General features: G+C 41.7%; 16 protein-coding genes and 1 pseudogene. 6 read left to right on the top strand and 11 right to left on the bottom strand.

The features are described 5' to 3' along the window. Window positions 1–3 precede the first annotated feature (3 nt). Window positions 4–420, bottom strand: coding sequence for a hypothetical protein (locus CLI64_RS08190; RefSeq protein ID WP_103136752.1), 417 nt, complete (start codon window positions 418–420; stop codon window positions 4–6). Window positions 421–433: 13 nt separating this feature from the next. Between CLI64_RS08190 and CLI64_RS30700 the strand changes: the two genes are divergently transcribed. The 4 genes from CLI64_RS30700 to CLI64_RS30690 all read left to right on the top strand — a co-directional run bounded on the left by CLI64_RS30700 (window position 434) and on the right by CLI64_RS30690 (window position 1,728). After that, the gene (locus tag CLI64_RS30700) at window positions 434–673 is read left to right on the top strand and encodes a hypothetical protein (RefSeq protein ID WP_157943219.1); all 240 of its coding nucleotides are present in this window, start codon (window positions 434–436) and stop codon (window positions 671–673) included. Window positions 674–1,115: 442 nt separating this feature from the next. Beyond that, window positions 1,116–1,319, top strand: a complete 204-nt coding sequence (locus CLI64_RS30695) for a hypothetical protein (protein WP_157943217.1) — start codon at window positions 1,116–1,118, stop codon at window positions 1,317–1,319. 8 nt (window positions 1,320–1,327) lie between these two features. Further along, the gene (locus CLI64_RS08185; protein ID WP_103136751.1) at window positions 1,328–1,510 is read left to right on the top strand and encodes a hypothetical protein; all 183 of its coding nucleotides are present in this window, start codon (window positions 1,328–1,330) and stop codon (window positions 1,508–1,510) included. 14 nt (window positions 1,511–1,524) lie between these two features. Then, window positions 1,525–1,728, top strand: coding sequence for a hypothetical protein (locus CLI64_RS30690; RefSeq protein WP_225977535.1), 204 nt, complete (start codon window positions 1,525–1,527; stop codon window positions 1,726–1,728). A gap of 576 nt (window positions 1,729–2,304) precedes the next feature. On the opposite strand, the gene CLI64_RS08180 is transcribed toward CLI64_RS30690, so the two are convergent. The 4 genes from CLI64_RS08180 to CLI64_RS08165 form a co-directional block, all read right to left on the bottom strand. Next, complete coding sequence (locus tag CLI64_RS08180; protein ID WP_192881699.1) at window positions 2,305–4,395, bottom strand: VapE domain-containing protein; 2,091 nt, start codon at window positions 4,393–4,395, stop codon at window positions 2,305–2,307. 15 nt (window positions 4,396–4,410) lie between these two features. Then, window positions 4,411–4,887 (bottom strand): NUMOD4 motif-containing HNH endonuclease, encoded by a 477-nt coding sequence (locus CLI64_RS08175; protein WP_103136749.1) that lies wholly within the window; start codon window positions 4,885–4,887, stop codon window positions 4,411–4,413. Further along, on the bottom strand, window positions 4,888–5,088 hold the full coding sequence (locus tag CLI64_RS08170) for a hypothetical protein (RefSeq protein WP_103136748.1): 201 nt from the start codon (window positions 5,086–5,088) through the stop codon (window positions 4,888–4,890). It lies immediately after the preceding gene. A 147-nt stretch (window positions 5,089–5,235) separates the two neighbouring features. Continuing rightward, window positions 5,236–6,378 carry a tyrosine-type recombinase/integrase gene (locus CLI64_RS08165; RefSeq protein ID WP_103136747.1) on the bottom strand — a complete coding sequence of 381 codons (1,143 nt, stop codon included), beginning with the start codon at window positions 6,376–6,378 and terminating at the stop codon, window positions 5,236–5,238. An 87-nt stretch (window positions 6,379–6,465) separates the two neighbouring features. On the opposite strand from CLI64_RS08165, the pseudogene CLI64_RS31500 reads away from it, so the two are divergent. After that, window positions 6,466–6,582 (top strand): annotated as a pseudogene (locus tag CLI64_RS31500) (YdcF family protein); the annotation flags it as partial. On the opposite strand, the gene CLI64_RS08155 reads toward CLI64_RS31500, so the two are convergent. Then, window positions 6,572–6,952, bottom strand: coding sequence for a hypothetical protein (locus tag CLI64_RS08155; RefSeq protein WP_103136746.1), 381 nt, complete (start codon window positions 6,950–6,952; stop codon window positions 6,572–6,574). The pseudogene CLI64_RS31500 and the gene CLI64_RS08155 overlap by 11 nt on opposite strands. Window positions 6,953–7,106: 154 nt before the next feature. Further along, on the bottom strand, window positions 7,107–8,087 hold the full coding sequence (locus CLI64_RS08150; RefSeq protein ID WP_103136745.1) for an endonuclease/exonuclease/phosphatase family protein: 981 nt from the start codon (window positions 8,085–8,087) through the stop codon (window positions 7,107–7,109). 155 nt (window positions 8,088–8,242) lie between these two features. Here CLI64_RS08150 and CLI64_RS08145 point away from each other — a divergent pair, with 155 nt between their 5' ends. After that, window positions 8,243–8,797, top strand: coding sequence for a hypothetical protein (locus tag CLI64_RS08145; protein ID WP_103136744.1), 555 nt, complete (start codon window positions 8,243–8,245; stop codon window positions 8,795–8,797). Window positions 8,798–8,964: 167 nt separating this feature from the next. Here the strand turns inward: CLI64_RS08145 and CLI64_RS08140 are convergent, their stop codons facing one another. The 4 genes from CLI64_RS08140 to coaBC form a co-directional block, all read right to left on the bottom strand. Beyond that, entirely contained in the window at window positions 8,965–11,604 is a 2,640-nt protein-coding gene (locus tag CLI64_RS08140) for an EAL domain-containing protein (protein ID WP_103136743.1), read from the bottom strand. Between the two features lie 1,115 nt (window positions 11,605–12,719). Further along, window positions 12,720–14,555, bottom strand: a complete 1,836-nt coding sequence (locus tag CLI64_RS08135; protein ID WP_225977534.1) for a ShlB/FhaC/HecB family hemolysin secretion/activation protein — start codon at window positions 14,553–14,555, stop codon at window positions 12,720–12,722. A 216-nt stretch (window positions 14,556–14,771) separates the two neighbouring features. Continuing rightward, window positions 14,772–16,679, bottom strand: coding sequence for a transketolase (locus CLI64_RS08130; RefSeq protein WP_103136742.1), 1,908 nt, complete (start codon window positions 16,677–16,679; stop codon window positions 14,772–14,774). Between the two features lie 482 nt (window positions 16,680–17,161). After that, window positions 17,162–18,385: a bifunctional phosphopantothenoylcysteine decarboxylase/phosphopantothenate--cysteine ligase CoaBC gene (gene coaBC / locus CLI64_RS08125; protein ID WP_192881698.1), complete on the bottom strand. Its 1,224-nt coding sequence runs from the start codon at window positions 18,383–18,385 to the stop codon at window positions 17,162–17,164. Window positions 18,386–18,597: the final 212 nt, after the last annotated feature.

The raw sequence follows: 18,597 nt of genomic DNA, 5'->3' as shown, positions 1-18,597 counted from the left end.
GCTTTATGTGGTCATGAGTTGACGTAATTCCGCGTACCACTGCGAACGTCTACGGCGTATCTCACGCTGGTGTTTAACGTGGTTGGTTGCTGACGTGTATAGGTAGGTGACTATAGGTAAGACGGTCGTTATCAACTGCGTCGTTATCACTACTACCAAAACCAGGAACAACAGCATAGGTTGGGCGTGTTCGCTTGTTTGGTGTGACGTTGGTTGTGGTGTGGTTAATGCTGGTGATGGTTGGTTAGGTTCAACGCTAGGTGGCTCATCGACTACTGGCTGTGATGATGTGGTTGCCAGATGAGAGTCAATAGCTAACTGCCACGTTGCCTTGGCGGATAGCTTACCAAAATTCTTGACGTATTCGTTGGATAAACCGAGGTCTGAAGCTTGTGTCTTGAGGTCTTTGATAGTAGTCATAGTTGCAATTCCTGTGAGGCAGTATGTTGTGGCGTGGTTGTCTCTGCCCTTCGATGCAACTATTACAGCAAATTATTTAGACATGGTAAACACCCAGCTACTATCAGTTAACCCTACCTACTGTGCATCACTACAGATACCTCTCTGTTGCTTGCTCATGGTGCGTGGTGGTGGGTTAGAGGGGGAATACGGCGCGTATTTTTATATGAAACTCATCGAAAGAACGCACAACAAATTCCACAGTAAACACTAGACACAGAGAGGGTTTCAGGTGTTGAGTTTGTTAGCGTTATACCAACGGTTACAGGCGACGGTCAACGTAAACACAAGGGTTATATAACCACGGTGTTACCTATCACTACTACCAATTGAGCAACACCACAAGGTCAGACAGAATTAGACGCAGCAAGTATTGTGACTGGTTTACCAACCAACAGCTAACTATGGTTGGTATATGGTCGGTATAGCTTAGTGTGACAGTGGGTAAGGTGTCACATAGAGTTGCATTATTAAACTATAGTTGTTATACTGTTATACAAGCATAACAAAACGTCCCTATAGTCTTGGACGCACACCACGATACATTATATACACACCAGCGACGACGTTGAGGGGCATGGTATTTACCTCAGCGTCGTTGTTGTTTGTTGGGTTGGTTATAAAGTAGTGTTGTTATAAATACTCAACAACACATTATGAGCATTGTTGACCAATACAAGCAACTCGTTGACTCATTGGAACAATACAAGGCAACACTCGAACCAGAGTCACAGGAGTGGTTAATAGTACGCGGTGCTATTCGTCATGCCAAACGCAGTATGACTGTTTACACCCTAACACGACATCACACTGAGTGTACTGACTATGAACGTCTCAGGTATAGGAATATTAAAAGCTGATAAACCTCATGAGTAAACCACTACCAAAAGTAATACGGCATTTACCATCAATTGGTGTAATTTTAGTGGAACATAGTGATGGTAAACGTGAAGCTTATAGTTTAATGGGTAAGGCAGGTTTAGAATACGCGAACGCATACAAAGACTACCTGAATGCAATTGCGTTGTATTCTCTACGTTATGATGACTAACACAAAAATTACTTATGCTTCACCTACACATAGGATACTACATAGACCGGCTAATGTATTACAAGTCTACACTCGACCCTGACAGTGTTGAATACCTAGCGGTCATCTATGCTCTACAACACGCCACAGAGTCACTACGCTACTACCAGCATACAGACCATTACAAAGAAAACAGTGAGTATGAACGCATCAGACAACCAGACCAACCACATACGTAGATGATGTTGTGTCCTGTCCTGTGTCTTGTTGTGTCCTGTAGGTTTTGTGAGTGACAGGACACCCTCTAACCCTTACCAGTTAAGCGTTTGCGCCTGCTGTCTTGTCTGTCCTGTCAAAATTTCAGCTTTATATACATACTACTGTTACTGTTCTATATACTAAAATTAAAAAAAGTGACAGGACACAGGACGGCACATATATCAAAACCATACACAGCAATAGTTTTAGAGGTGTCCTGTAGCATGGTAGTGGCAAGACATACGTAGACAAGTCACAATAGTGTTAATAACTATAACCCTTGCTGTGTAACACATACAGCTTCTGTCTTGTCTGTCCTGTCATGTGTACAAAATTCGGACGACATCATATAGGCGCACATCTCAGTATAGCCAAAACCCAGTCTGTTCTAAGCGTGTCCTGTGGTGAGCCAGACAGATGTAAACATAGCATACGTAAACGACGTTAAACTACACAAGCATAAGTGATGTTACGTAGACTCACATTAATAAACCCCTACAACAACGTTAGTCATAGGGGTTTGTATGTTAAATATAAAGAGTATGGGTTATCTGGGTTTAGAATAACGCCTCAGTTTCGTCACTCACCGCTACGAGTTGGCTGATGTCTGGGTGTTCCCAATAGTAACCCTTAACACCGTTACACCTACGCTGTTTTGAGACGAAACCTAACCGAGCCAACGCTTTCTTTACATCTCGTTCCTTTGTAGCTAAACCACCATCAGACAGTTTTGAGCCGATGACATTGGTTAGTATGTATCGTGTTGAAAGCTTACCATTCATCGACGGTTTAAAACTAACACCACCATCAGCAGTGTATCGACCAGCTAACCACTCAACAATAGCCTCGTCTAACGATGACGACTCATTAAACTGTTGGTTATGTCGGTGTTGTAGTGTTTCATTTAATTCATCTAACCACCAAGGTTCATCGGCTAGGTATGCGTTATAAGCCTCACCCCATATAGCATCACGATGTTTTGCAAGCCACGTCATATCTATTCGTGGTGTTCTTATACGGCATACCCAATACCTACGGCTTCCGGTTTCATCGACTAGGAACTGGTCTTTATTAGTTGTACCCACAATGACAAACTTTCGCTTTCGTTCTGTGTTGTAGTCAGTGTGAAGTAGACGCATATCATCACGTTGTTTAGTGATGAAATTCTTTATTTCCGACTGCTCACGTTTTGTATTGAAACGCTCCCACTCGCCAAACTCAATACACCAGTGGCTATGGCATACAGCTAAAATATCACGTTCGTTGCCGTCATTCGGTGCGGTTGCAAATAACTCCTCACCAAACAACACCTCAAAAAACGTAGTCTTACCAACACCCTGTTTACCCTGGAAGATGACGACGTTATCGAATTTACACCCGTGTTTTAAACCACGCGCGACGGAAGCCATCAAAAACTTACGGAGATAAACACGTTCGATGTCAGTTTCTAACCCTAACATCTCACTAAGTTGTTGAATGTATCCAGTTGTTGGGGTGGTAGTGTCGAGACTGGTTAAATAAGTCTCTACTGGGTTGTATGAATTGCGTTTGGCAACCACCTCTACCGCGTCTTTAAAGTCATCACGGTTAAGGTCAACTTCATACTTAACACATAGGTCAAGCCGTAACTCGCGTAAGTCAATATGTTTACCGTCATATAGTGGAATACCTTTGTAAACATCCCACGACAGATGACTTTTTTCGGCGTTAACAACATCAACTACTATATTCACTTTACTTTTGTTGTTAGTGTTGACATTCGTTTGTTTATTTATACCAGCAGTTAACCCACTGGTTAGTGTGGCATCTATCTCAGCCTCACCCAAACCTATCATAAGAGCAACGCTGGTTAGTTGTTGACGAGCAACATCGGCTGTTATCTTCCCTGACTGCACAAGCTTACCCGCCTCGAATGCCACACGGTTTAATGTGTTGTTCCGTTCGCCCTCTCCAGCCGTCAGTAACGAGGCTAATAATGCTTGAAATTCAGGTGATGTGGCAGGCGTTGGTGGTGTTATATGTGTAATTGGTTTATGAGTTGATGATGTTGTCTTAGCTGGTTGTTTTGGTAATGCTGATGTGACTTCACCCATCGACTCATAGTGTTTACCAATGTGTTGAAATGTCACCAATGTTGGTTCACCCTTTATGTGTAGAAACCCTGGCAACCTCATCACTCTTGACCTATCATGAACGCTCTTATCACTACCGTAATGCTTGATAAGTTGCTGTTGTTTTTGAGGGAATTTATCAACATCATTCGATGGTTCATTTAACACCCAATAGGCGTGACCTTTGTCGGGTTTACTGCTATGAATAACCATCGTTGGGGTTAGGTGAAATTCGTCAGGTAGCCCGTTATCACAGTCGATAAACAACGCTCGGACGGCTGTTATATTCTCAGCCTTACGGTTGTTTCCGTCGGTTACGTTAACCGTTACAAAGATACCTGCACCTTTGTTATTTAACGCTAATAACTCATCCCAATGTTCATCAAGTGAGCCATAGAATTGGCGGGTTAAACTCTTATCTTTTCGTTTACTGTTGTCATCAAATGTTTGGAACAAGTAAGGCGTTTCACCTAGCAGTTTTAAAAAGCTGTTGGCAGTTTCACAAGACTGTGTTAATGTAGAATTGTTGTGCAACATATACATCCTATGTTTTCAATTTATAGCGTTGGGTGTTGTTGTTGTTGTTTCTGTTGTTGTTAACCCATAAGAAGTTAGCTGCTTCTTGTGGGTTATTTGTTTGTATAGATAGCGGTCAGTGTTACGTGCGTTCTCAGAACGGCTGACGTAACGCAGGTTAGCCAGTCGGTTATCAGTCTTGACTCGGTTAATATGGTCGGTGACTAATTGTTTTGGGCGTTCACCAACAAAGGCTAGTAATACAAGTTGATGAACCTTCCACTGTTTAGAGTGGTGTTTGTTGTATAAAGTGACCTTTAGATAACCGCGTTCTGGTCGTGGTTTTAAAACCTGTCGTTTCTTTTGGCGTGAGTAGTTGAGTGAAGCTACCCGACCCATATTTGAGACTTCATATTGCCCTTCATATCCTGGTATTGGTCGCCAAACTTCAGCATCACGGTTATTAACCTGGATAGTTTCGTCGGTTTCAACAATGCTTTGTTGGGGGTTCATTTATGCCACCTCCAAAACATCAGCATGACGGTTCACATAGTCATTCAAGACATATCGAATAAATGAAGCTTTACTATTAACCAAACCTTGAGCCTTAGCATTAGCAACCAAAGTTTCTAATAACTCTGCATCGGTCTTGGGAAGACGGACGGAAACAACGATGTCACATACAGTTGTCTTTTGTTGTGGGTTAACCAGCATGGTCACTCCTATTAACGTTTACTAATGTGTGAGTAACCCCAACTCGACACGACAGCTTTACAATTCACTAACGATAAACTGTCATTACAGCGTTTCTCATAGATGAGGGTCTATGGTTATTTGTTGATAACGCTAAAAGTTGAATGGTTAAAACACAGGTACATCTTTCACTTGAGATGATGCGTAATGGCGGAGTAAGACCTGTGGAGTATTCCCAACTAGGGAGGCAACCTGTGAAACCGTTAACCCAGCTTCTAAAGTGAGGCTAATAAATGTAGAACGAGTGTTGTAAACCGGACGGTATCTAGCAACTAAACCAACATCTACCAAACCGTTAACTATCTCGCGCCAACCCAGCAGATAGGTTATTCGTTCATTACTTATAGGTTTGTGGTGATAATGGGTTGTAAATAAGTATGAGTCAGGTGAATAGCTTGACGTTAGCTTTACACTGTCGAGCAACGCTCGTAGTTGCTCGTTAATAGGAAAGCGTCTGCTTTTACCTGTCTTTGTTTGTTTTGTGAGTTGATAACGAGCGTTCCAAGTTTCCGCAAACAGAATATATTTATCACTGATGTATCGCCACTTTAATGCACAGGCTTCACCTGGTCGGCAACCAGTGTAGAAAAGAAAACAGATGAAGTTGTAGTAATGACTGTATGTATGGTGTTCTCGGTAAGCGTTGAGAATAGCGTCACGCTCTGAGAACGTAAACGGGTCTATTGCATCTGATGACCACTTATATGACAACTCATTAGCCATACCGACAAACGGGTTGTTATCTATTAAACCCTCAGCTAATGCCCATTTACAGCAAGCGTTTAACTGAATTAAAACCCGTTTGGCTATGTCTTGAGAATACGTAGTGACAAGGTAATGTCTGATATTTTTAGAGTCGGTAAGCTTATGTGATGGTAAGCGTTGTATATGGTTGGCGTAGTGGGTTAAGTATTTTTGTTTGTAGGTAGTATACGCTACTAATGGTTGTCTATATTCACAATAAGCTGCCCAAAGCTGTTGCAAGTCTGGCTCATCTTTTATACGTGTAATGATGACACTAGGTTGGTTAAACTTATACCGTGATAATGTTGGGTCAAGCTTCCCGTTTTGGATATCTTCTTCTATCTGCCAAGCTGTGACTTGTACCTTCCGACGGTTATCTGGTGTATCGTCTAAACCCGTAGAGATGTATCGACAATTTACGTTACAAATTGTTCTAGGTAGTCTTAAACGCAACTTACCTTGTTTGGTTTCAATTCCTACTGTACCGCGTTTGTTTCTTTGTTTCATAGTGGTAGCCAAATGAGTAGCCACCACCCTTATCTAAGTCTACACAACCGTTTTGTTACTCTCTCAGTTACGGGAGTAACCGAGTAGATAGATGCTTATCCATCACCTACACCTACTACCCGTTATCGTAGTTTACAAAGTCAAATACCTTTTTTAATGCGTGAAACTTATTTTTATTTTGTCTACCTGATATTTAAAATTTAGTCACAGTTAGCTTTAAGCCAGAATCTAGACGAGGAACCTTGAGATACTCAACGGGTTCCGTTCGTTGTATGATTTGATTATTGCGTAACTCTTGGCATTTTTTCACAATAGCATCAGGATTTTCGAGAAATTCTAAGGGGTTTAAGGATTGACATTGTGGATCTTGTGCGACTGAAATGGAAGTGGCAGTATTTTGCAGGTTATTGCCATGATGCCACTGACTATTGATGCTGACTGGTTCTGTTAACAAAGTCGCGGCTTCATGACGTTCACTCACCATTTCCTGGGGATTTTCTTCGTTAGCATAGGCACTTGGGCTAACTGCGATCGCACTCACAAGACAGACTAAGCTGATATAAAAGTATTTCATAAATAACCTCAGCTACCAAAAATTACAAAACCCGAATTTCTAACTTTGATTCAGTCTAGTTATAACAGAAATATTTGTGATATTCTCCATTATTAACTTAACTCAACTGAATGTTATTTTCCTGAAAATTATCAAGCAAATATCTCAGCATTTTCTAAGGTAAAACTAATTCTGTAATCAAAGCTGCATGATCAGAATTGGCATTGCCTCCTGTATATGTTCTTGCCACTTGCAAGTGTTTACTTACAAAGCAGTGGTCAATTGGAATATTGATTATGGGAATTAACCAATGGGGGAAATTAACATGATTTGCAGGTCTTGGCCAGCTAGGTAAAATACCAAAACCTAAGCGAGTGTTATGTAACTTAGTTTTATTGACAAATCTACGGTAATAAGGCGACCAAGGTGTTAAATTAAAATCTCCTGCTAAAATCAACGGCTGATTTATATTTTGAATATATTCAGCAATAGCAGCTAACTGGAGATTGCGACTATGAAAATTTGCTGGTTTGACTGGCACTAATGGATGAGTACCAATAAATGTAATTGATTGGTTATCTATTGCTAAGTTGGCTACTAAATTATGTTTAGCTTTTTTATTGAAGTTATCAGCCCTAGCATCTTGGATAGGAAACTTACTAAAAAGAGCTAACCCGCCACCTGGACTTCTAAAAGTATAGGGAAAACTGGGTTTTAACTGGGGCTGAATTATACTAAAAGCTTGTTGATCAATTTCTAACAATAAGGCTATGTCAGCTTGGCTATCTGTAACTAAATCGACGATTTTATCCTGGTCATGATTTTGAATATTTAAATTAAAAGATAAAACCCGTAATGGTTTAGCTGCATGAGTAGTGATTTGTTGATTGTGGGGTAAATACCAAGGCAATACTTCAACTAAATTAATGCCCAGTAATAATATAGCAGTGAGAAATAATATTTTGTGCTTCAGATATCTAATTCGCCATAAAATAAATAAAATGATAGTGGCTAACAATGATAAAATAAAATATTGGTAGCGAAAATGGCTAATTAACTCTAGCGGCCAAGACCAGGCAATGTAAGGAAATAATGACAGTAATCCTAAAATCACTAAAGTAGCGATCGCCACAATTAAGGCTATGCGTTGACTCATATAATTCAACCACGTAAGTATTATCTATTAACATCAAGCACACTCACTTGATTTTCGGATGGGACAAGAATGATCAAAATCAATAAACGCCCTACCGGAAGGGGACAAAAAGTAGTTGAATAAGTACCAGTAACTCACCAAAAAAAATTTTGCTCATGAGAATTTGGGCTGCAACATTTGTACTTACTTCTTCTTTGCTGATATCTGGGATAGTTGATCATCCCTCAGTTTTCGCCAATAACACCAAAACACCCTCTCAGTCTCAGTTAAACAAAATCCCACAGATTGAAGTTAGTAAAGCTGAATTTGGTGTTGCCAAAATTGACTCTCAAGGCACATTTCACTTTACTCCTACCACCAAAGTGGTGCTAGAGGAAGGTAGTAGATATGGCTGGCGAATTCAACTGCAAAATGTTCAGGGTGAAGTCACATGGCGAGAAGTTATCCGACTACCCAAACCGCCAGAAACTTGGGCTACAGATAACGGTGAAAACTTTAAATTATCACCTGATGGTACTGAGGCGATTTCCCATCGCACCCAGTTAGCCAAAAACGGAGTGATTGAGAATTTTTGGACGATCGCACCTGGAGATCCCCCAGGTAAACATACAATTCACGTATATGTTGATAACCGTCTTGTGGGTAATTTTGAATTTGAAATTTTACCGACGGTAAAACAGGAGGTAGGAAGAGGACGGAAGAATAGGTAGAGAGCAGGGAGCAGGGGGTAGAGTGGACTAACTTCAATACTTTATCAGTCAACAAATTAGGAAAATCCAAAAAATAAATTATCCCTATTTCTCGACTTCACACAACTGTTTCTCCCCCTCCTCCCTTACCTACACAGCAAGAGAATATTTTCTCAGTTGAAAGTCCTTTATTGACTCCTTCCGCTTTTACGCTGGAGAACTTCTGTGGCTTTCTCCGCAGATAGTGGCCGATGAAAATAGAAGCCTTGGACATCTTCACAATGAATAGATTTTAAGAAGTCTATTTCCTCTTGTTTTTCTACTCCTTCGGCGGTGAGTTTTAAACCCAAACTTCTCCCCAACGTAACAATAGCTTTGACAATATGGGCAACTCTAGTATCTGTTGTTAACTCACGAATAAAAGAACTGTCAATTTTGAGGTTATGCAGTGGTAATAGTTGTAATCTGGAGAGGGAAGAATGACCAGTGCCAAAGTCATCAATTGATAGATGTACTCCCATTGCTTCTAAATCGTAGAGTACCTTTTTGGTAAATTCTATATCCTCAATTGCGGTTGATTCGGTGATTTCTAACTCTAGATATTGTGGTTCTAGTCCTGTTTCTGCTAGGATTTGGGCGACTGTTTCCACTAAGTTGGGTTGGCGAAACTGTTTAGGCGATAGGTTCACAGCAATAATTAAAGGATTAAAGCCAGCATCTTGCCAAGCCCGATTTTGTTGGCAAGCTGTTCTCAGTACCCATTCCCCAATCGTGACAATTAATCCGCTTTCTTCTGCTAGGGGAATAAAAACACTGGGTGCTACTATGCCCATTTCTGAATGTTGCCAGCGTAACAATGCTTCCATACCAGTAATTTGTTCGCTGTAAAGATTAATTTGGGGTTGATAGTAAACTGTGAATTCTCCTCGTTCTAGGGCATAGCGTAAATTTTTATCCAGATTTAAAATATCGGGAGTTTTGGCACTTAATGATGTGGTGTAAAACTGATAGTTATTGCGCCCTTCGTCTTTGGCATGATATAAGGCAGTATCGGCGTGCTGAATTAAGGTTTCTGCATCGGGGCTGTGTTCATCTAATAAAGCAATCCCCAAGCTAGCACTGACGTAAAGTTCATGGCCTTCTAAATAAAATACATTCTCAAAAGCTTTTAAAATTCTCCAGGCTACCTGGGTGACTTCTTCTAAAAAGTGAATTCGCGGTAGCAGAATCGTAAATTCATCTCCTCCCCAACGGGCAACAGTATCGCCACTTCTGAGGGAGGTTTGTAATCTTTGGGCGACACTTTGCAGCAAGCGATCGCCTAAAGTATGTCCTAAAGTATCATTAATAATTTTAAAGCGGTCTAAGTCTAAGAAAATTACGGCTAAACTTTCGTTAGAGCGTGTGGCATTGGCGAGGGCTTTCCCTAGTAGTTCATCAAATAGCAAGCGGTTGGGTAATCCAGTCAATAAGTCATGGAGGGCTTGATAGCGGATTTTTTCTTCTACCTGCTGACGTTGCCATGCACCGCTAATACTAGCTGCCATTGTTAACAGTGCAGATTCTTCATGTTGAGACCAAATTCTTTCTTGGGTACAATCTGCTAATCCCAAGAAACCACAAAACTGCTCATCTAGGCGCAGGGGTACTAACAATAAGGATTGAATTCCGTCTCGCAGAAGTATTCCCTGTTCGTTAGCGGGAAAGTCTTTGGTAATCCCGTTAATCAATTGTCCGTTAGATAGAACTGTATACCAACGAGATAGGGCTGGTAACTCATAAAGTTGATTTTGCCAGTGGTGTCGCGAAGTCGGCAGAGGAAAACGCGTCCATTCACATTGCAGACTGACAGCTATCTCGCCAGTGAGGGGATGAAAATGGTTTTTAAACAGATAAGCCCGATCTACTTTTGCTGCTTCACCTAAGACAGCTAAAGCTTTGTCTACTCCAGTTTCATAGTCCATTTCTCCCAGTAAGTAATTAGCTGCCCTAGCTACAGCTTCTAACAAGCGATCGCGTTGGTAAAGTTCCAGTTCGGCTTGTTTCTGCTCTGTAATATCTCTGATAATGTAAGTTCTAATTAAATCACTTTCCGCCAAAAAATGTACTGATTGTTCAAACACTTCCTGTCCAAATTGCACTTCCCGCACAAAGGAGTTAACTTTGCGGTTTTGTACTTCCGTTAATATCCCTTCCAGAATGGGGTGTTCCTTTCCCATCTCCCTGAGTCGTGGAAATTTGACTGTCGCCGCCGGATTCAGATAAGTTAAGTTTCCTTCTAAATCGGTTTCAATAATGGGATTGGGAATCATCTCTGGAAAAGAAGCCAAACGCGCCAATGCTGCATCACTCGCCCCTTCAAAGTTCGGATCTACTACTAGGGTGTGAAATGGTGTGACAGGTTGGGACTGTTCGGTGAGGAAATCAGATAAATTGTCTGCATTAACTGATTCATTTAAGGCTTCTTCGGAAAGATTAGAAATCGCATAATACTTAGCTTGAGCTTGATTACTGCCAAAGTGAATAATGTCTCCGTGTCTGAGATTATGAGAGACGCATCTTTCCCCATTGACGATTAAACCATTGGTGCTGCCTTGTCCTTTGAAGTTACCATCAATAATTCGGAAACCGTATTGTTCAGTTCCTGGTACGGTGACGCGCAGTAAAATCGCATGTTGCCTGGAAACTGAACGAGAGTAAAGGATAATGGCGTTACTGCTGTGCCTTCCTATAGAGTATGTAGCTTCGTGCAGGATAATGGTACGTTGCCCTTGTAAGTCTTGAACAACTAATAGATGACGTATTTTTTCTCTCTCGTTACCAGACATCACCCTGCCTCACACGCTCATGTCTTTAAATTTTAAAATTACAAAACTATATATAAATTTTATTTAATTACTGAATATACTGACTTTAGTAGGGAACAGTACGGAGTTTTGTTCAACAATTAAATGAACTCTATAGATTACTGATATATATTTCAATCGGTGTTTAGCTGAAACTTACCGGACAAGCTATCAGCCTGAAATCACAACAGTCTGTGAGGAAACTGTTGTTTTTACTAAGGGGACATTATGTGTCAGTAATTTGCTCATTGGCTAGCTAGTTTTATCATAAATTAGTTTTGTCAATCTTTTCCCTTTGAACAAACCAATTCTCTACCTTTAGCAGTTGAATAATTTTTATTTTTTTGATTCTTGCCTGATTATACACTATAAAAATAAAAGATTGAAATTATACATGGTAACTTTACGGAATTTTATTGTTTGGTAATGTTTCATAATTCACTACTGCTCTTTACGAGGATAAAATTGTCTCTAAATAGCAACTATACAATCAATAAAATATCGCTATTGTAAATACTGCTGAAGATAGATTTTAGAAGATAAAAAAAGATGATTATACAGATTAATATCATTTTAGATAAATGCAATTAGACTAATTTATCACTTAAGTAGTTTGTCCTTAATTTTAGCTGCAATGTGAAGTTTATTTGTAATTAATCTCACTTCAACCGTATTCATACTATTCAAACTGCAACCTTCTCCTTTGATCACGAGTACAATTAACCTTGAAGAAGTGAATAACCGCAATTACTGGCAGCAGTAGAAATGCTGTCAACCTGTGGAAACTATAAATTTAGTATTTATGATATTGACTGTTAACTATTAAACATAAAAAATGAGCGGTCAATCAATTTTAGATTGACTGTCTTCTCTACGAGACGCTACGCGTAGCTTGCTTCCACCTTCGCTGTAGCGTTGCGTAGCAAAGTGGTACGCTAAGTTTCCAGCTTTGCATCTGTTGCCTAATTTTGGAGAATTGGTCTAATTTAAACGCGAAAACTGCAAAATTTCTGGAGAAGTTCATGAAGGATTAATGCAGCAAACAATCCTGCAATTGCGATTAGTAAGTAGGTACGTAGGTACAGTTTTCTTAAAGATTAAAAAGGATTATAAAGGACAGAAAAATATAACCCATTTTCTTGCCAAGTGTTGGTTTGAGAGTCAACGGATACAAGAGGGATGCCCCAGTCTAGACGTGCAGTGAAGCGATCGCCTTGAAACCAACGCAAGCCCAACCCAACTGATGCTAAGGTATTAGGGTCAGGATTGCTGCGGGAATTATTCCAGGCTACCCCCAAATCAGCAAAAGGTACGATTTGCAACCCACCACGGGATTGAGAGAGACGTAAAATAGGTATTTGCACTTCTGCGGAGGCAAAAGCACCATTATCAGACAGCAGAAAATCTTGACGATAACCGCGCACACTGTCAAGTCCACCGACACCAAACTGTTCTAAGGGTAACAAGGTGCGAGATGCTAATTGGGTATTGGCACGTACTATTAATAAGGTATCTGGTGCTAGTAACCTTGCCCATTGTGCTTGTCCCTGCCAAGAGAAAAACCGACTATCAGGGGCATCTTGATTAACGGTGGCATTAAATGCACCTATACCAAGATTAAATTGCGATCGCAAAGCAATGACTTGGCGATTATTGCGAGTCGTCCATTCTTGGAAAAAGCGTAACGCAGATATGCGCGTACTGCCGTTATCATCGGCACCCAAGGAAGGGAAGGGTATTCTAGCACCATCTATATAAGTAGCTTCACTTTCCCGGCGTGAAGCTGTCAGTCCCACAGCTAATTCTTGGGTAGGAGTTTGTATTAGGGGTTGGCGGAATGTCAATTCATAGTAACGAGAAGCGGATTCAATATCAAGAATATTGAAAGGTTCTTCAATTACATTACTAGCGGAAGTCCCCACACTGAAACTGATGGTGCCGTTGCGGGGATTGATTGGTAAAGTGTAGTTGAAATCAAAAGTGTTACTACCATCGGTATTGGCATAAGCTAAACTTAAACCATCTCCTAAACCTAATAGATTGGCTTCGTTGACTTGTAAGCGACGGCGAAAACTACCCACACTAGGGGAACGACCGTTATCTAGGGCGAGTTGAGTATTAAAAGTTCTGGCTTCCTTGATTTGCACTTGTAATAAACTTGTTCCTGGACGCGCCCCAGCCGACAAATCCGCCGACAAATTGGCAATTAAGGGATTGAGTTGTAACAGTTGCAGTGCTTCCAGCAACTTGTCTCGATTGAGGGGGGGTTGAGTGGCGATCGCTAACCGACTGCGGACATAATTAGGATTGAGTCGCCTGGTTCCAGTCACTTGAATATCTTCTAATCTGCCTTCCACCACCTGAATTTTAATCACGCCAGATTTAATGGCTTGGGGTGGGATGTAAGCACCAGAGGTAATGTAACCTTTGTTGACATATAATTCCGTGATTTTCGTTCGCGCCTGAAACAGTTCGGCTAAAGTAATAGGTCTGTTGGTAAATTCAGCCGTCACCTTGGCTAACTCTTCTGCACTAAACACAGTGCTACCGACCACCTCAAACCTTTCTACTGTAATAGTTTGCACAGTATTTACTGGTGGGGGTTGCTGCGGTTGAGTGTCTGGGGTAGGTTGGAGTAGTTGATCGGGTGATGGTAAAGGCTGTATGGGTTGGGTAGGAGGTAAATTAGGATACAGAGGTGGTTGAACATCCTGTGGTGGTGGTAATTGCTGTGACAAAAGTAACTCATCCCCAACCGGATAACTCAAAGATTGCGGAACTCCCAAGGGTAGATTGTTTCCCTGATGATTTTGGAGAATGGTAGCTGATGGTGCATTTTCAACAGCTTGCGCCTTCATCACAGGTAAATCCATACCGCTAAGTAACGGCAAGATACTTAGAGTCAACCCTGATACTGTAAATGTTGGGGGCATTGATACATCATGCTACTAAAGTCTTTTGCCAAAGATACAACAAAATGTTCGTAAGACCAAGTCTTAGTCAATGGTCATTAGTCAATGGTCATTAGTCATTAGTCATTAGTCATTAGTCATTAGTCATTAGTCATTAGTCATTAGTCATTAGTCATTATGACTCAGCACTCAGCACGGGCTAAACGCCCCGCTTCCGCTAACAGCACTCACCACTCACTACGAACTGACAGAAGAAGCGATTCCAATAGGTTGTCTGATTTGGGCTTTGACTGCTTGGATAATGGCATCAGCATCTATTTTGGCGGCGTGGAGTAATTCGGCGGGAGTGCCGGAAGTGGGCAGATCATAGACTGCTAGCTTAATTACTTGCAGTTGTGGCCCGTCATAGCTGGAAATATTACTACTCCCTACAAAAGCATCCAACACAGCTGCACCTAATCCGCCTTCACTCCAATGGTCTTCCACAACTATTAAATTACCTTCGGTATCGTGGGCGGCTTGATGTAGGGTTGGGACATCAATTGGTTTGACGGAGTAAGCATCGATGATGCGGACTGTGATCCCTTCGGTTTTGAGACGATCATAAGCTTTGAGGGCTTCGTGGAGGGTAATTCCCGCACCAATTACTGTTGCTTGGTCTTGGTCGGAACTACGAATAACTTTACTGCCACCAATGGGGAATTCTTCCTCGGCACTGTAAATAACTGGTGTACTTTCTCGTGTGGTGCGGAGGTAAACTATACCATTGCGATCGCTCATTTGTTCTACTAATTTTGCAGTCTGATTGGCATCGCTGGGATAGAGTACCGTGCTACCACAAACAGCCCGAAAAGCCGCTAAATCTTCTAATCCCATCTGGGAAGCCCCATCTTGACCAATAGACACACCTGCATGAGAACCGACTAATTTGATATTGGCACGGGAGACGGCCGCCATCCGCACAAAATCATAGGCACGAGTTAAAAAAGCTGCAAAACTAGAAGCAAAGGGCTTGTAATTTCTTACCTGCAAACCCACAGCCGCCGCTACCATTTGCTGTTCGGCAATGTACATCTCAAAGTAGCGTTCTGGGAAGGCTTCTGCGAAATCTTCAGCGTAAGTAGAATTGCTGACTTCGGCATCAAGGGCAACTACCTGCGGTTGTGCTGCGCCCAAGGCTGTCAACGCATCACCATAGGCGCGGCGAGTGGCGACTTTTGCACCTTTTTCGTAGGTTGGTAGGTGTAAGGGTTGGGGTGTAGCAATGGTGACGGGCTGTGCTTGTGATTCTGGGTTGCTGACATGAATAGTAATATGGCGTTCACCACCTAATTCAGCGATCGCTTGTTTTTCGGCATCAGGTTTTAAGGTTTTACCATGCCAACCGCCTAAATTTTCCAAAGAAGTGACACCTCTACCCTTCTTTGTGCGGGCAATAATGACAGTCGGGCGATCGTTAATACTCACAGCCGCACTCAAAGCTTGATAAATCGCTGTCAAATCATGACCATCTATCTCAATTGCTTGCCAACCAAAGGCTCTAGCGCGGTTAGCGTAGGCTTGGGTGTTCCAGCCTAATTCTGTCTGACCCCGTTGACCAAGACGATTGACATCGATAATGGCAATGAGGTTATCTAAAGTATAGTGAGCCGCATGGTCAAAAGCTTCCCAGATAGAGCCTTCCGCCGTTTCACTATCACCCAGCAACACCCAGACATTATAAGGTAGCTGGTCTAAATACTTTCCTGCTAATGCTAACCCTACACCGATGGGTAATCCTTGACCTAATGAACCTGTGGCGACATCCACCCAAGGCAAAATCGGTGTGGGATGACCTTCTAGGCGACTTCCTAATTTTCGTAACGATAGTAATTCTGCATCGGTGATGACTCCCGCAGCCTTATACATGGAATAAAGCAACGGTGCAGCGTGTCCCTTCGAGAAAATCAAGCGATCGTTATTCGGGTTGTGGGGATTGTCAAAATCGTAGTGGAGATAATTAGATAACAAGACCGCCATGATATCTGCTGGCGACATGGAAGAAGTAGGATGGCCTGAACCAGCGACGGTTGTGGCGCGAATACTATCTATTCGCAATTGTTGCGCTAGTTCATGCCATTGGTGTAGTTGCTCCTGTGTAGTCACGTCGCTTCGCTCCGAATTCAAAATTCAAAATTCAAAATTCAAAATGCTCTACGGGTAATCCTGCACAGAAGCAAGCTACGCGTAGCATCTCGCACAGAAGGCTTTGTACCAATTCGCAATGGACTAGCGTCCCGCTTTGCTCTAAGCGCAACTATGCCGCAGGCTTTACGCAATTCAGAAAGTTAGATACCATCTGAGTTTCAAGCTTTGCATCTGTTGCCTAATTTGGGAGAATTGGTATTACGCCTACAAAATTCAAAATTAATAAATCCCTATCTTTTTGAACAAGAGATTTATCTTTCTATCTTTGTTAAATCTAAATTCTTGATATAGTTATTACTTCTTGCCAATGGAATAATTACTAATTATGGCTCAAGGTATATAAACTCAAATTTCTTTACTGCACTATTATCAGATGCAGTGATTGATTTGAACTTTCAAACTCTTTTGCTTTGGGACTGGAGGGTGAATCAAAACCCAATCTATTCTTTATCCAAGTCACGGAGAAAATCAAATAAATAATGTGCCATTTTTAATTTAGAACAGGGTGCAATTTTTATTTGCTGCCCTTGACTATTTAAAAATATTGCTTGGTTGTTATTACTCCCAAAACCACTATCAGGTTGATCAATAGGATTAGCGACAATTGCATCTAATTGTTTACGCTGTAATTTTTCCATTGCGGGGGTAATGATATCGCCAGTTTGAGCAGCGAAACCAATTAAACGCTGATGGGACTGTTTGAGTTGGGCTAACTGGGCGACAATATCAGGGACGGGTGCTAAAGGTAGGCTTTGGGGGAGCGATCGCTTGGGTAGTTTTTCTGGGCTATAATCTTTGGGCTTGACATCAGCGACAGCCGCAGACATGACAATTAAATCTGCGGTGGGTAAATACTCTAACATTACTTGCTGCATTTCTTCTGCACTAATGACGGGAATGGCTTGTACTCCTAAAGGTACATCCCAATCAGCTGCGCCATGTACTAAAGTCACCTTTGCGCCTCGATGTAAGGCGGCTTGGGCTAATGCTAGTCCCATTTTCCCTGTCGAGGGGTTGCCGATAAATCTGACGGGGTCTAGATATTCTCGCGTACCGCCAGCACTAATTAAAACTTGCTTCCCGACTAAATCGCGTTGGCCTTGGGTATGGAGTAGAGAATGAATGTAAGTCACAATTTCGGGGGGTTCTGCCATTCTACCAGCACCGACGCGATCGCAGGCCAATAATCCCGATGCGGTACTCATACCGTGATATCTACTATCTCCTAATAACTGTTGCCAATTACGCTGTACTGTTAGTTGTTCCCACATATCAGTATTCATTGCAGGTGCTAACAATACGGGACAGGTGGAAGCTAATACGGTATTAGTCAATAAATTATCTGCCATTCCATAGGTTAATTTCGCTAATGTGTTAGCTGTGAGTGGCGCAATCAGCAATAAATCAGCCCACTCTCCCAACTCAATATGCAGTGGACGGGCGTGAGTTGCTTGCCAAAAATCACTATCTGTGTATGCACGATGGCGGGAAAGTGTGGATAGGGTTAGAGGTGTAATAAATTCCTGTGCAGAATTGGTGAGGATAACGCGCACTTCTATTCCGGCTTTAAACAGCGTCGAAACCACCTCACAAACCTTGTAAGCTGCAATACCACCACCGACACCAATGAGAACCTTGGATGGGCGATTTTGAGGATTAGTCATAGGAGGAATAATGATGTTCATGGGCTTTCAAAATGGCTGAGTGCGGATTACGCCAATTGGCACAGGGCAGGTTTTTATGTCACGATGTTTTATTCTACCTTCTACCCTTTTCTAAAAACCCTCCCTTAAAAGATTTCCTATTCCCTAATTGTGATAACTAATTCTTTCTAGAGAAAGACACAATTAGCAAATTTATTTTTTAAATTGTAATG

The organism is Nostoc sp. CENA543 (genome assembly GCF_002896875.1).
Classification (GTDB): Bacteria; Cyanobacteriota; Cyanobacteriia; order Cyanobacteriales; family Nostocaceae; genus Trichormus.
This window is presented reverse-complemented; position numbering and strand designations above follow the sequence as displayed.